The sequence below is a fragment of the Deinococcus piscis genome (assembly GCF_014653275.1).
GTDB classification, from domain to species: Bacteria; Deinococcota; Deinococci; order Deinococcales; family Deinococcaceae; genus Deinococcus; species Deinococcus piscis.
Genome location: NZ_BNAL01000002.1, coordinates 105,799 through 119,064 on the forward strand (window position 1 = coordinate 105,799; position 13,266 = coordinate 119,064).

Annotated in this window: 8 protein-coding genes and 1 pseudogene; 6 read left to right on the forward strand and 3 right to left on the reverse strand. The window is 65.8% G+C overall.

Translation table 11 applies throughout. The features are described 5' to 3' along the window. Positions 1 to 52: 52 nt before the first annotated feature. Positions 53 to 3,175 (reverse strand): formate dehydrogenase subunit alpha, encoded by a 3,123-nt coding sequence (fdhF, locus tag IE158_RS01410; protein ID WP_189641884.1) that lies wholly within the window; start codon positions 3,173 to 3,175, stop codon positions 53 to 55. 297 nt (positions 3,176 to 3,472) lie between these two features. Here fdhF and IE158_RS01415 point away from each other — a divergent pair, with 297 nt between their 5' ends. From IE158_RS01415 to IE158_RS01435, 5 genes are read left to right on the forward strand one after another with little or no spacing between them, the layout of a single operon-like run. Then, positions 3,473 to 4,030: a 2Fe-2S iron-sulfur cluster-binding protein gene (locus tag IE158_RS01415; protein ID WP_189641885.1), complete on the forward strand. Its 558-nt coding sequence runs from the start codon at positions 3,473 to 3,475 to the stop codon at positions 4,028 to 4,030. After that, a complete protein-coding gene (locus tag IE158_RS01420; protein ID WP_189641886.1) occupies positions 4,027 to 4,995 on the forward strand; it encodes an FAD binding domain-containing protein in 969 nt (322 codons plus the stop codon). Before IE158_RS01415 ends, IE158_RS01420 begins: the two co-directional genes overlap by 4 nt. Next, positions 4,992 to 7,259: a xanthine dehydrogenase family protein molybdopterin-binding subunit gene (locus tag IE158_RS01425; RefSeq protein WP_189641887.1), complete on the forward strand. Its 2,268-nt coding sequence runs from the start codon at positions 4,992 to 4,994 to the stop codon at positions 7,257 to 7,259. Before IE158_RS01420 ends, IE158_RS01425 begins: the two co-directional genes overlap by 4 nt. Then, complete coding sequence (locus IE158_RS01430) at positions 7,256 to 7,897, forward strand: nucleotidyltransferase family protein (RefSeq protein WP_229838824.1); 642 nt, start codon at positions 7,256 to 7,258, stop codon at positions 7,895 to 7,897. The genes IE158_RS01425 and IE158_RS01430 overlap by 4 nt, the downstream gene beginning before the upstream one ends. Next, positions 7,894 to 8,886, forward strand: a complete 993-nt coding sequence (locus tag IE158_RS01435; RefSeq protein ID WP_189641888.1) for an NADPH:quinone oxidoreductase family protein — start codon at positions 7,894 to 7,896, stop codon at positions 8,884 to 8,886. The genes IE158_RS01430 and IE158_RS01435 overlap by 4 nt, the downstream gene beginning before the upstream one ends. On the opposite strand, the gene IE158_RS01440 is transcribed toward IE158_RS01435, so the two are convergent. Next, on the reverse strand, positions 8,867 to 9,910 hold the full coding sequence (locus tag IE158_RS01440; RefSeq protein WP_229838825.1) for an XdhC family protein: 1,044 nt from the start codon (positions 9,908 to 9,910) through the stop codon (positions 8,867 to 8,869). The two genes, IE158_RS01435 and IE158_RS01440, sit on opposite strands and share 20 nt — an antisense overlap. Before the next feature lie 59 nt (positions 9,911 to 9,969). Then, positions 9,970 to 11,166, reverse strand: a pseudogene (gene sstT / locus IE158_RS01445) (serine/threonine transporter SstT); the annotation flags it as partial. A 201-nt stretch (positions 11,167 to 11,367) separates the two neighbouring features. Between sstT and IE158_RS01450 the strand changes: the two are divergent. Then, a complete protein-coding gene (locus IE158_RS01450; RefSeq protein WP_189641890.1) occupies positions 11,368 to 13,071 on the forward strand; it encodes a formate--tetrahydrofolate ligase in 1,704 nt (567 codons plus the stop codon). Positions 13,072 to 13,266: the final 195 nt, after the last annotated feature.

Here is a 13,266-nt window from a genome sequence, read left to right on the forward strand (position 1 = left end):
GGGAAGGAAGCGGCGAAGCTCGCCTCAGGGTTCCCCTCTCCCCCGTGTGTGCTCAGTCGTCGCTTCCGAACGCCGGGGCCTGGCCCACGCCTGGGCCTTCTTCAGCCACGCCGCCCACATAGCTGCCGTCGGGGAAGAAATAATCATCACGGGCCCACTTGCGCTCGACTTCCACGCCGCGCTGCGGGGTGGGCTGACCGAAGCGGAAGTTGTGGCGCGGCAGCGGCGAGGGACCACGCTCGCCCAGCACTTCCAGGCGCACGGCGGTGTCCTTGTAGGCGGGCGTGTGGGTGATGGTGTCGCGGTTCTGGCCGGTGAGCAGGTTCACCGAGCCTTCCAGTTCACGCGAGTTCATGGGGATATAGATTTGCTTGCCGCTGACCCGTTCGGTCACCAGGGCACGCAGGCGCACTGCGCCATTTTTGCTTACCACGCGGACCCAGCTGCCGGTTTCTACACCGCGCTCGGCGGCCAGCTCGGGGCTGATTTCGACGAACGCATCTGGCGTCTTGGCGGCGATGCCGGGCACCCGGAACGTCATGTTGCCCTCGTGGAAGTGCTCCAGCATCCGCCCCGAGTTCAGTTGTAGGTCGTATTCGGCGTCCGGCACATTGACCGGGGCCACATACTCGGCGGGCCACAGCCGGGCCTTGCCGCCCTGGAAGTGGAACTCTTCAGTGTACAGCAGCGGGGTGTCGGTGCCGTCTTCGGCCACTGGCCAGCACAGGGTGTCATAGCCTTCCAGACGGCTGTAGCTCACGCCCGCAAACATCGGGCTGACGCGGGCCACCTCGTCCATGATGTCGCCGGGGTGGGTATAGTCCCAGCCCTGGGCCCCCATACGCTGCGCCACCGCCTGATAAATCTGCCAGTCGGGCTTGCAGCCAGGCAGCGGCTCCATCACCTGATACAGCCGCTGAATGCGCCGCTCGGTGGAGGTAAAGGTGCCTTCTTTTTCCAGGGAAGGTGTAGCGGGGAAAATCACGTCGGCGTAGCGGGCCGTGTTGGTGAAGTACAGGTCCTGTACGACAAACAGTTCCAGCGATTCATAGCCGCGAATCAGGTGGTTCACGTCGGCATCGGTCAGGCTCATCTCCTCACCGGTCAGCCACATGGCCTTGAGCCGCCCCTCAATAGCCGCGTCAATCATCTGGGTGTTGTCCAGGCCACGGTCAGGGCGCAGGGTGATGCCCCACTCGGCCTGCATGCGGGCCACCACTTCGGGGTCGGTCACGCGCTGGTAGCCGCTCACCTGGTCGGGCATGGCGCCCATGTCGGAGGTGCCCTGCACGTTGTTGTGACCGCGCAGCGGATACGCGCCAGTGCCGGGACGGCCATAGTTGCCGGTGACCAGCAGCAGGTTGGAAATGGCGGTGCTCGTCTCGGACCCGCCGCACTGCTGGGTCACGCCCATCGCCCACATGATGCACACCCGCTGATGAGAGGCAATCATTTCGGCCAGGTTCTTCAGGGTCTCTACGCTCCAACCGGTGGCCTGGGCCGCGTACTCCAGGGTGTAAGGCTCCAGGCTGGCGCGGTACTCGGCCAGGCCGTCCACCCGCGCCGCCAGGAACTCCCCGGCTTCCAGGCCATGATCCAGGATGTAGCGGCTGACCGCCGAGAGCCAGATAAAGTCCGTGGCAGGCCGGGGCTGCAAGAACAGGTCGGCGCGGCGGGCCAGTTCATGTTCACGCAGGTCCACCACCACAATTTTCTGGCGGCCCAGCTTCTGCGCCCGCTTGAGCCGGGTGGCAAGCACCGGATGGCTTTCGGCGGTGTTGGTGCCGATCCCGATAACCAGATCGGCCTGCTCCAGGTCCTTGATGGTGCCTGAGTCGCCGCCGTAGCCCACCGTGCGGACCAGACCCACCGTGGCGGGGCTCTGGCAATAACGCGAGCAGTTGTCCACGTTGTTGGTGCCGATCACCTGCCGGGCGAACTTCTGCACCAAGAACGCTTCTTCGTTGGTGCACTTGCTGGACGCCACGAAGGACAGTGCGTCGGGGCCGTGGCGGTCCTTGATCTCGGTCATGCGGCGGGCCACATAGTCCAGCGCCTCGTCCCAGCTGGCTTCGCGGAAGTGGTCACCTTCACGGATGAGCGGGCTGGTCAGGCGGTCTTCGCTGTTCACGTAGTCCCAGCCGAACTTGCCCTTCACGCAGGTCGAGATGCCGTTGGCCGCGCCCTGCTGCGGTTCCACTTTCAGGATGTGGCGGCCTTTGGTCCAGATGTCGAACGAACAGCCCACGCCGCAGTAGGTGCAGACCGTCTTGGTGCGCTCAATGTAGCCTTCGCGGGCCTGCGACTCAATTTCGGAGATGCCCAGAATCGCTTCCAAGCCGGTGCTGGGCTCGACGGCTTTGACCGCTTCCACCGCCGAGTTGAACACCGGCAGCGGCAGGTCGGTCATCAGCCCGGCCTCGCCCAGCATGCTCTTTTCCATCAGGGCGTTGCAGGGGCACACGGTCACGCAGTGGCCGCAGCTCACGCAGCTGCTGTCACCGATAGGCTTGCCGCCGTCCCACAGCACCACCGGCTGCTCGGCTTCCCAGTTGATGCTCAGCGTCTCGTTGACCTGCACGTTCTGGCAGGCTTCCACGCAGCGCCCACACAGGATGCACTGATCCGGGTCATACCGGTAAAAGGGGTTGGAAAAGTCCTTCTCGTAGCCCTTGGGGTGATAGGCGCGGTGCTGGTGCTCCAGCCGCAGGGTGCTGAGGGTGTTGTGAACAGTGCAGTTGCCGTTGTTGTTGTCGCAGACGGTGCAGTACAGCACGTGGTTGGCAATCAGACGGTCATAGGCATCGCGCTGAGCGGCGCGGGCAGGCGCGGTCTGGGTGCGGACGACCTGCCCGGCCTGCACCGGGGTGCCGCAGGCACGGGTCAGGGCACCGTCAATCTCTACCGTGCAGGTATCGCACGACTGAATGGGGCCCAGCTGCGGGTGGTAGCACACCTGCGCCAGCTCGGTGCCGGAGCGGTTGATCACGTCGAGCAGCGGCTCGCCCAGCTGCGCGGGGTAGGCCACGCCGTCAATCTGAACTTCGACCCATTCGCCGCTTTTGGGATGCAGCGGGCCGGGCGGAAACAGCAGTTCGGCGGTGGGTTCCTTAGGGCCGATATTGTTGGTCAGACCAGAATCGTTGGATGAGGTCACAGCAGGAATACCTTTCATGAGAGCTGAAAGTGGCAGAGCGAAGGCCGAAATGCGCGGGGAGTTCACTATACGTCGGCACTCCCCCCTAGAGGACTGGAAAACATCACTCTTTTTTGGGGGGTGGGCGCACTCCGGTGGCCACTTTGCGCTTGCATGACCTGGGTAAGCGCTGTGGGCCTTCTTTTTAGACCCAGTTCGGGTCTATCCGCCTGGGCAACACCTGGGAACCATGCGTAGGCTCCCCGCCCACCCAAACTTAATCCTGCACAAAGGAATTCCGCGTGTGAGGAGGGAGAAGCGCTGCTAGCCTGCGGCATGACCCACACCACTTCTCACGGGTCCACCGACCTTCAACTTCCGCGCAGCGTGCGGGTAGAACTGACGGTCAACGGGCAGCCTAAGCAGCTTGAACTGGACCCCCGCGTCTCCCTTCTGGACGCCCTGCGCGAGCACCTGCACCTCACCGGCACCAAGAAAGGCTGCGACCACGGGCAGTGCGGTGCCTGCACAGTGCTGGTGGGCGGCAAGCGCCTCAACTCCTGCCTGTCGCTGGCCGTGATGCATGACGGCGACGAAGTCACCACCATCGAGAGCCTGGGCACACCGGACGACCTGCACCCCATGCAGGCGGCTTTTGTGGAGTGCGACGGCTTTCAGTGCGGCTACTGCACACCCGGTCAAATCATGTCGGCGCTGGGCACGCTGGACGAGCTGGAGCGCGGCATTCCCAGTCATGTGACCGCCGATCTGAACACTGTGGAGTACAGCGACGACGAGGTGCGTGAGCGCATGAGCGGCAACATCTGCCGCTGCGCCGCTTACCCCAACATTGTGCGGGCTGTGCGCTCGGTGCATGAAGGAGGACAGGAATGAAGGCCTTCGAGTATGTCCGCGCCGAGGACGCCGCACAGGCTCCCGGTCTGCTGGCAGAGGGCGGCAAGTACCTGGCCGGCGGCACCAACCTGCTGGACCTGATGAAGCTGCAAATCGAGGCCCCGGCGCAGCTGGTGGACCTGAACCGCAGCGGCCTGGCCGAGATCACAGAGACCGAAGAAGGCGGCCTGAAGATCGGCGCGCTGGTGCGCAATACCGATCTGGCCGCGCATCCCCGTGTGCGCCAGGAGTACGCCGTGCTGAGCCGCGCCATCCTGGCCGGAGCGTCAGGGCAGATTCGCAACCGGGCCACCACGGGCGGCAATCTGCTTCAGCGCACTCGCTGCCCGTACTTCTACGACACCAATCTGCCCTGCAACAAGCGCGAGCCCGGCACCGGCTGCGGTGCGCTGGCGGGCTTTAGCCGCCCGCTCGCCGTGATTGGCACCAGCGAGCACTGCATCGCCAACTATCCTGGCGACATGGCCGTGGCCCTGCGGGTGCTGGACGCGACCATTCAGACCCTGAAGGCGGATGGCAGCAGGCGCGAGATTCCTATCGGGGACTTTCACCGGCTGCCCGGTGACACCCCCCACATAGATACCGTGCTGGAAAGCGGCGAGCTGATCACCTCGGTCACGCTCCCGCCGCCCTTGGGTGGGCAGCACATCTACCTCAAGGCCCGCGACCGGCAGTCGTACGCGTTTGCACTGGTGTCGGTGGCGGCGGTGGTGACGGACAGCGGCGCACGCGTGGCCTTTGGCGGCGTGGCGCCCAAGCCCTGGCGCGTAGAAAGCGCCGAAGCCCGCTGGAACGAGGGCGCGCAGGCCGTGACCGACGCCGCCTTCAAGGATGCCCGGCCCACTGCCCAGAACGCGTTCAAGCTGGACCTGGCCCAGAGGCTGGTGCAGGCCGTGATGAACGAGACGCAGAGCGCAGGAACGCCGGAAGGAGGCGCGGCATGAGCAAGTTCGATTCACCGGCAGGCATCAACCCGCTAGATCAGGAAAAGGTACTCGCCCGCCCGCACGCCCGTAAAGAAGGCCCGCTGAAAGTCACCGGGCAGGCCACCTATGCTTACGAGTACAGCGCTGACCCGGACCTCCAGGGCACCACTTACGGCTATCTGGTGGGAGCAGGCGTGGCACGCGGCCAGGTGACATCGGTGGACTGTAGCGTGGCCGAGGCCATGCCCGGCGTGCTGCTGGTGCTCACCCATGAGAACATGCCCGCCCAGGGAGCCAGCGACACCCCCGTGCCTCAGGAGGACGACGCCACCCCGCAGATGCGGAGCGCCGAGGTGGATTACTACCATCAGGCGGTGGCGTTTGTCGTCGCTGAAACCTTCGAGCAGGCCCGTGCTGCCGCAGGAGCGCTGGTGATCGAGTACGACAACCGAACCGCCGAGGGCGACTACGTGCTGGCCGAAGTGATGGAAGACGCCGAAAAAGCGGGCAGCGACGAGGAAAGCAAGGACCAGCAGGTGGGCGACTTTGCTGGGGCTTTCAGGCGGGCAGATGTGCAGCTGGACGTGACCTACACCACGCCTTATCAGTCCCACGCCATGCTGGAGCCCCACGCTTCACTGGCCGTGTGGGATGAGGCCGGCGAGGAGCTGACGCTCTACACCTCCAACCAGATGGTGCACTGGGTTCACCGGGGCATCTCCAAAACACTGAATGTGCCCCAGAAAAATATCCGTATCGTGTCGCGCTATATCGGCGGGGGCTTTGGCTCCAAGCTGATGTTCTACGGGGACGCCGTACTGAGCGCTGTGGCCGCCCGCACGCTGGGCCGCCCGGTCAAGTGTGCCCTGACCCGCCCGCAAATTTTCAACCACACCAGCCACCGGCCCGCCACCGTGCAGCGCATCCGCTTTGGTGCCGACGGTGACGGACGTATTCACGCCATCGGGCACGATTCGTATTCGGGCAACTTGCCGGGCGGCAGCGCCGAAACGGCCAGCCACCAGACCAAGCTGCTATACGCGGGCGAGAACCGCCTGGTCCGCCAGCGCCTGAGCGAACTGCATCTGCCGCCTGGCGGGTCCATGCGGGCCCCCGGGGAAGCGGTAGGGATGCTCGCATTGGAGTGCGCGGTAGATGAGCTGGCCGAAAAGCTGGAGATGGACCCTATTGAGCTGCGGGTGCTGAACGACATCGGCTACGACCCGGAAAAAGGCCCCGAGCGTCCCTTTTCCAGTCGCCGCCTGGCCGACTGCCTGCGCCGCGGTGCCGAGGAATTCGGCTGGGAGCAGCGCTCGGCTCAGCCCGGCGAGCGGCGCGACGGCGAGTGGCTGATTGGCCTGGGCGTGGCTTCGGCCTTCCGGGGCAATCTGGTCAAGCCGAGCAGCGCGACCCTGCGGCTGGAAAAAGGCGGCAAAATCACCGTCGAGACGCAGATGACCGACATCGGCACTGGGTCGTACACCATCCTCGGCCAGACCGCCGCCGAGATGCTGGGCCTGACCTTAGATGACGTAGAGGTGCGTCTGGGCGACTCTGAATTTCCCAAATCAAGCGGTTCGGGTGGCTCCTGGGGAGCCAACAGCGCAGGCACGGGCGTGTACTACGCCGCCGAGGAACTGCGCAAAAAAATCGCCAAAGCCGCTGGTTACGACCCCAAAAAGGCCGTGTTCAAGGACGGCGAAGTCTGGGAAGACAACAAATGCACCCTGCTTGGCGTGGTGGCTGCCAAAGCCCCTGAACCCCTTGAGGCGACGGTTAACGCGACCTTCGGTGACCTGAACAAGCAGTACGCGCAGGCCAGTTTCGGGGCGCACTTCTGCGAGGTGGGCGTGCACCGCGTGACCGGCGAAATCCGCGTGCGCCGGATGCTGAGCGTCGCAGCGGCGGGGCGCATCTTTAATCCGGTTACGGCCCGCAGTCAGTGTCTGGGCGGCATGACGATGGGCGTGGGCGCAGCGCTGATGGAGGAGCTGCATGTGGACGGGGAGCTGGGCCTGTTCATCAACCACGATATGGCCGAATACCATGTGCCGGTCCACGCCGATATTCCCGACTTAGACGTGATTTTCCTAGAAGAACTGGATGATAAATCTTCGCCGCTCAAGGGCAAAGGCGTGGGCGAGCTGGGCATCTGCGGGGTGGGCGCAGCCGTCGCCAACGCGATTTATAACGCATCCGGCGTGCGTATCCGGGACTACCCGCTGACGGTGGACAAGATTCTGGCCGGCTGGGCAAGCCGCTCTGGCTCCCAAGGGCGGTGACTGAAGCGGCAGCGCCCGTGCCCCGGCGGGCGGGGGTCTTGCTGGCGGCGGGCCGGGGCACACGGATGCAGGACTCCGGCTCCCCTTTTGCTGGCCTGCCCAAACCGCTGGTCCCCCTGGCCGGCAAACCGCTGTGCCGGCACGCCGCCGAAGCCCTGGCCTACGCCAGCGACCTGGTGCGGTTGGCGGTGGTCCCACCGGGGCAAGCCGGTGACGCAGTGCGGGCCGCCCTGGACGGTTTGGGCTACCTTTACGCCGTGAACCCTGAGCCAGAGCGCGGGCTGCTGTCGTCCTTCCGGGCAGCGGTGCAGGCGCTGCCGCCAGGGCTGGACGGCGCGGTCTTTGCGCTGGCCGACATGCCGCTGGTAAGCCTGGAGACCCACCGGGCCCTGCGGACGGCAGCCCGGCCATCGCTGGCGGCCCAGTGCCGGTACGGTGCGGTCAGCGCTCCACCGCTGTGGCTACACGCTGACCTTTTTCCGGCCCTGCTGGCGCTGCCGGACGCCGACAGCGGCCCACGGGCACTGCTCACGGGTGCAGCGCAGGTGCCCTGCCCGCCGGGCGAACTGCTGGACGTGGACACGCCACAGGCGCTGGCTCAGGCGGCGCAGCTGCTGAGCGGTACACTCACCCCATGACCCGAACCATGAAGCATCTCCTCGCAGTCCGTCAGGGTCTGCCTGCCGAAGCGCTGGAACTTCACGAATCCCCTGTGCCGCAACCTGGCCCCGGCGAAGTGCTGGTGCGGGTCGAAGCGGTGGGGGTCAACTACGCCGATGTGCTGAGTGTGATGAACGAATACCTGACCCCGGCCCACTATCCTTTTGTGCCGGGCATGGAATTCGCCGGATATGTCACCGAGCTGGGCGCAGGCGTCAGCGGCGTGAAGCTGGGGCAGCTGGTGGCCTGCCTGGCCGGTCAGGGCGGGCTGGCCGGTTACGCCACGGTGCCGGTGCAGGCGCTGGTGCCGGTGCCGCAGACCTACACTCCTGTGCAGGCCGCCGCCTTTGGGGTGTCGTACCTGACTGCTTTTCACGGCCTGCGAACCCTGGGACGCGGGCAAGCCGGAGAGTGGGTGCTGGTTCAGGCCGCCGCTGGAGCCCTGGGCCGCGCCAGCATTCAGCTGGCAGGGGCGCTGGACATGCGGGTGGTGGCGATGGCCAGCACCGAGGAGAAGCTGGCGGTGGCCCGTGAGCTGGGCGCAGACGTGACGCTGCTGCAAGACGACCCAGAGCGGGTGCAAAAGGTGCGGGAAGCGGCTGGGGGGCTGGGCGTCCCCCTGATTCTGGAAGTCGTGGGTGGGCAGCGCCTTGCCGAGAGCCTGCGCATGGCCGCGCCCAGAGGCCGCATCATCCTGATTGGGAATGCCAGCCGTGAAGAAGTCCGCGTCAACCCCGTCGACCTGATGAAGCGCAACTTGACCCTGACCGGCCTGTGGCTGACCACCCTCCTGACAGACCCCCAGGCACAGGCCCAGACCGCCGCCGAGTTTGGCAGACTGCTCGACAAGGGCCGCATCGCGCCGCAGCCGGGGCCCAGCTACGCGCTGCTTGATACGGCCCAGGCGTTCAGCGACCTGCTGGACCGACGCACATCCGGCAAAGTGATTATTGAGCCCTGGCGCTGAGCGGCTCGCCGCTGCCGCCGTGCATCTCCGCCGTCACTTCGGCCAGGATGCTCAGGGCAATGCCAGCGGGGGTTTCGGCCCCCAGGTGCAGCCCGGCGGGCGAGCGCACCCGCGCCAATAGGGCCGGGTCCAGCCCCGTCTCGGCCAAAAAGCGCAGGACGGCCTGGCCCCGGCGGCGACTGGCGACCATCGCCACATAGGGCACCTCCGTGCCCAGCACCTGCCGCAGCACCGGCACCTCGTGCCCGTAATCGTGCGAGATGATGACCACGGAGGAGCGGGCCGAGAGCGGCGGCAGCTGGAGATCGCTGTCCGGGCGGCTGAGCAGCAGGGCGTGGGCATCCGGCAAGCGCTGGGCGGTCAGGCGGCTAGGCTGGTCGTCGCAGACAGTGACCCGCAGCCCCACCGTGCGGCCCAGGCGCGCCAGTGGTGGGGCAATCGGGCCAGCGCCCACCACCACCAGTTCGGCGGGCGGCAGCCGGGTTTCGGCAAAAGCCGCCGCGCCCCGCTCCAGCACTTCGCGGTCCAGCGGCAGCGCCCGCGCCTGAGTGACCAGCGCCGGGTCTGGCTCACTGCTACTGTCTGTCACCACCTCGCCCGATTCCAACAAGGCGAAGGGGGCACCTTCCGCTCCCAGCGGTGTGACCAGCCGCAGCGCCTCACCGCGCGCGCGGGCGGTGGCCACAGCTGACCAGAGGGCCGAAGCACTCGGCGTAGGCACCAGCTGCACCGTCACCTGCCCGGCGCAAGTCATGCCGAATTCGTAGGCTTCTTCGCTGCCCAGGTTCACATCCAGCAGGCGGGGCTGTCCAGACTGCCGCACCTCTTCGGCGGCCCGGCGTAGTGCGCCCTCTGCGCAGCCGCCCAGCGTGACCGACCCCAGGGTCTCCCCCGGCAGGAAGATGGCCCGGCGACCCAGTGGTTTGCGGCTTTCACCGGCCCCCACCAGCGTCGCCACCACCGGCGCGGCACCGTCCGGTAGCCGGGTTACGGCGCTTAGAAAGTCGTCAAAAGTTTCGTCCACAGTCTCCACAGCATAAAAAAAGCCCGCGCAGGGCGGGCCATAGAGCATTGCCAGACGGTTTAGAGTTGCGGCACTTCCTCGCCTGCAGCGCGGCGTGCGCCAAAGTCAGCCGCCGCCGTGAACAGCACATCGGTGCTGGAGTTGAGTGCCGTCTCGGCTGAATCCTGAATCACGCCGATGATAAAGCCCACACCCACCACTTGCAGCGCAATGTCGTCGGAGATCCCGAACAGCGAGCAGGCCAGCGGAATCAGCAGCAGGGAGCCGCCCGCCACGCCGGAAGCCCCAGCTGCACTGACGGTGGCCACCAGACTGAGCAGCAGCGCCGAAGCCGGGCTGACGGTGATGCCCACCGTGTTGGCGGCAGCCAGGGTCAGCACCGTGATGGTGATGGCCGCGCCTGCCATGTTGATGGTGGCTCCCAGCGGAATAGACATGGAATAGGTTTCCTCGCGCACGCCCAGGCGCTCGGCCAGGGCCAGGTTCACGGGAATGTTGGCTGCCGAAGAGCGGGTAAAAAAGGCGGTCAGGCCACTTTCGCGCAGGCAGGTCAGCACCAGCGGGTACGGATTGCGGCGAATCTTGAACCACACGATCAGGGGATTAATGACCAGCGCCATGATCAGCATGGCCCCGACCAGCAGGGTCAGCAGCCGCCCATAAGACAGCAACCCCTCGAACCCAGTTTCGGCCACCGTGGCCGCCACCAGGCCCAGGATACCCAGCGGGGCAAACGCGATGACCCAGCGGACCACGCCCGAGACGGCGTCCCCGGCATCTTGCAGCAGTTGCTTGGTGCCAGCACCCGCCTGACGCAGAGCCAGGCCCAGCAGCACCGCCCAGAAGAGAATGCCAATGTAATTGGCTTCGACCAGCGCCCGCACCGGATTCATCACCGCGTTGCTCAGCAGGTTGGTGAGTACCGTGATCACGTCGCCGGGCGGCGCAGCGTCCTGCACGGCACTGGCAAGCGTCAGCTGGGTCGGAAACAGAAAGCTGAGCACCACCGCCAGCACTGCCGCCGAGAACGTGCCCACCAGATACAGCGTCAGCACCGAGCGCATGTTGGTGTCCTGGCCCTGCTGGTGGCCGGAAATGGCCGCAATCACCAGCACGAACACCAGCAGCGGGGCAATGGCCTTGAGCGCGCCCACAAACAGGGTGCCCAGGAGGCCCAGGGCCGCACCGGCAGCGGGCCACAGCAGCGCCACTCCGGCCCCGATCAAGAGGCCTGCAATGATTTGGGGCACCAGGCCCCAGCGATTAAGTACACTTCACATTTTTTCCCCTCCGCCAGGTCAAAGCAGCCGGTTAGGGGCCGCTCTGGGCTCCCACCTTCCTGCACTGCGCTGACCTTTGGTGGCTCACCATACCCCAAAATGTCAGCGCAGGACGCGAACCCGGCCAGCCATTCGGGACCACCGACCTCAGGCCCCACATGGCACAATGGCCTTACCATGACAACCAAGCTCCCCTCTGACCTGGAGATTGCCCGGCAGGCCCAGCTGTGGCCCCTGGCCGATGTGGCCCAGCGGGCCGGACTGCCAGCCGAGAGCCTGATTCCTTATGGGCGTCACGCAGCGAAAGTGGACCTGGACGTGCTGGAAGGAGAACCCCAGCGCCCACCGGCCAAAATGATTGTGGTGACTGCCGTGACACCCACCCCGCTGGGCGAGGGCAAGACCACCACGGCGGTTGGCCTGGCGCAGGGCATGGCCCACATCGGCCAGCAAGCCATGCTGACGCTGCGCCAGCCCAGCATGGGGCCCACATTTGGCGTCAAAGGCGGCGCAGCGGGCGGCGGCTACAGCCAGATCGTGCCGATGGAAATGCTGAATCTGCACCTGACCGGCGACTTTCATGCGGTGACCGCCGCACACAACCTGCTGGCCGCCATGCTTGACGCCCACCTCTTTCATGGCAACGCCCTGGGCCTTGACCCAGACAACATTTCCTGGCGGCGCGTGCTAGACATCAACGACCGGGCGCTCCGCAATGTGGTCATCGGGCTGGGTCCAAAGGAGGATGGTGTCACCCGGCAGACGGGGTTTGACATCACGGCAGCGTCGGAAATCATGGTGATTCTGAGTCTGTGCTCCTCGCTGGCCGACCTGCGTACGCGGCTGGGACGCATCGTGGTCGGCTTTACCTATGGCGGCGAGCCGGTCACTGCCGAGCAACTGGGCGCGGCTGGAGCGATGACAGCCATTCTGCGGGACGCCATTCAACCTAACTTGATGCAGACGCTGGAACACACGCCCGCGCTGATTCACGCCGGGCCGTTCGGCAACATCGCCACCGGCAATTCCAGCGTGCTGGCTGATTTGGTCGCCAGCCGCTTCAGCGACTACGTGATTACCGAGGCGGGCTTTGGAGCTGACATGGGCGCCGAGCGGTTCTTCAACGTGAAATGCCGGGTGTCGGGCCTGATCCCCGCCGCTGCCGTGCTGGTGGTGACGGTGCGGGCGCTCAAGGCGCACTCGGGCCGCCACCGGGTCGCGCCCGGTAAGGCGCTGCCTGCGGAGATGCTGGAAGAAAACCCAGATGACGTGCGGGCCGGTGCCGACAACCTCCGCAAGCACATCGAGATTGTGCGCGGGTTCGGGGTCTCGCCCGTGGTTGCCATCAACGTGTTTCCCACTGACCATGAAAGCGAGCTGGAAGCGGTCCGCGAGATTGCCGAGGCTGCCGGTGCCCGCGTGGCCCGCTCTACCCACGTGGTACACGGCGGCGCGGGAGCTGCCGAACTGGCCCGCGCTGTGGTGGCCGCCTGCGAGGAGAGCAGCGAATTTAGACCCACCTACGCGCTGGACGACTCCCTGGCAAGCAAACTGGAAAAAGTAGCGACGCAGGTGTACGGTGCGGACAGCATCGAGCTGAGCGCCCAGGCCAAAAAAGACCTGAAGCGCTTCGAGGAACTGGGCTACGGCAGGCTGCCCGTGGTCATCGCCAAGACCCATCTGAGCATTTCCAGTGACCCCAAGTTGCGCGGCGCACCCACCGGCTGGACTCTGCCAGTCCGTGAGGTCCGCGCCGCCGTAGGGGCCGGGTATGTGTACGCCATCTGCGGCGACATGCGGACCATGCCAGGCCTGGGAGCCACGCCCGCCGCGCAGCAGATTGACCTAGACGAACACGGAGAGATTCAGGGGCTGTTCTGAAGTGCAAGCGGTACAGACGCAGACGCCGTGACAGCCCGCTCAGGTTCTTGCCTTGCCCGCCGCCTGGGCTGAGCAGGCACCAGTGCGGGCCCCTGACAGACAGCAAAGGCAACTGATACGGACTGCGGATGGAATCATAGAGCAGTTCTCCGAATGACGGCCCTGACACTCCATGCTCTGCTTCGCAGCTTTTCA

Bases quoted from the DNA above. Each gene is read 5' to 3' on its own strand.
- IE158_RS01435 (WP_189641888.1), top strand. From the start codon at position 7,894: ATGACCCGAACCATGAAGCATCTCCTCGCAGTCCGTCAGGGTCTGCCT.
- IE158_RS01415 (WP_189641885.1), top strand. From the start codon at position 3,473: ATGACCCACACCACTTCTCACGGGTCCACCGACCTTCAACTTCCGCGC.
- IE158_RS01450 (WP_189641890.1), top strand. From the start codon at position 11,368: ATGACAACCAAGCTCCCCTCTGACCTGGAGATTGCCCGGCAGGCCCAG.
- IE158_RS01420 (WP_189641886.1), top strand. From the start codon at position 4,027: ATGAAGGCCTTCGAGTATGTCCGCGCCGAGGACGCCGCACAGGCTCCC.
- fdhF (WP_189641884.1), bottom strand. From the start codon at position 3,175: ATGAAAGGTATTCCTGCTGTGACCTCATCCAACGATTCTGGTCTGACC.
- IE158_RS01425 (WP_189641887.1), top strand. From the start codon at position 4,992: ATGAGCAAGTTCGATTCACCGGCAGGCATCAACCCGCTAGATCAGGAA.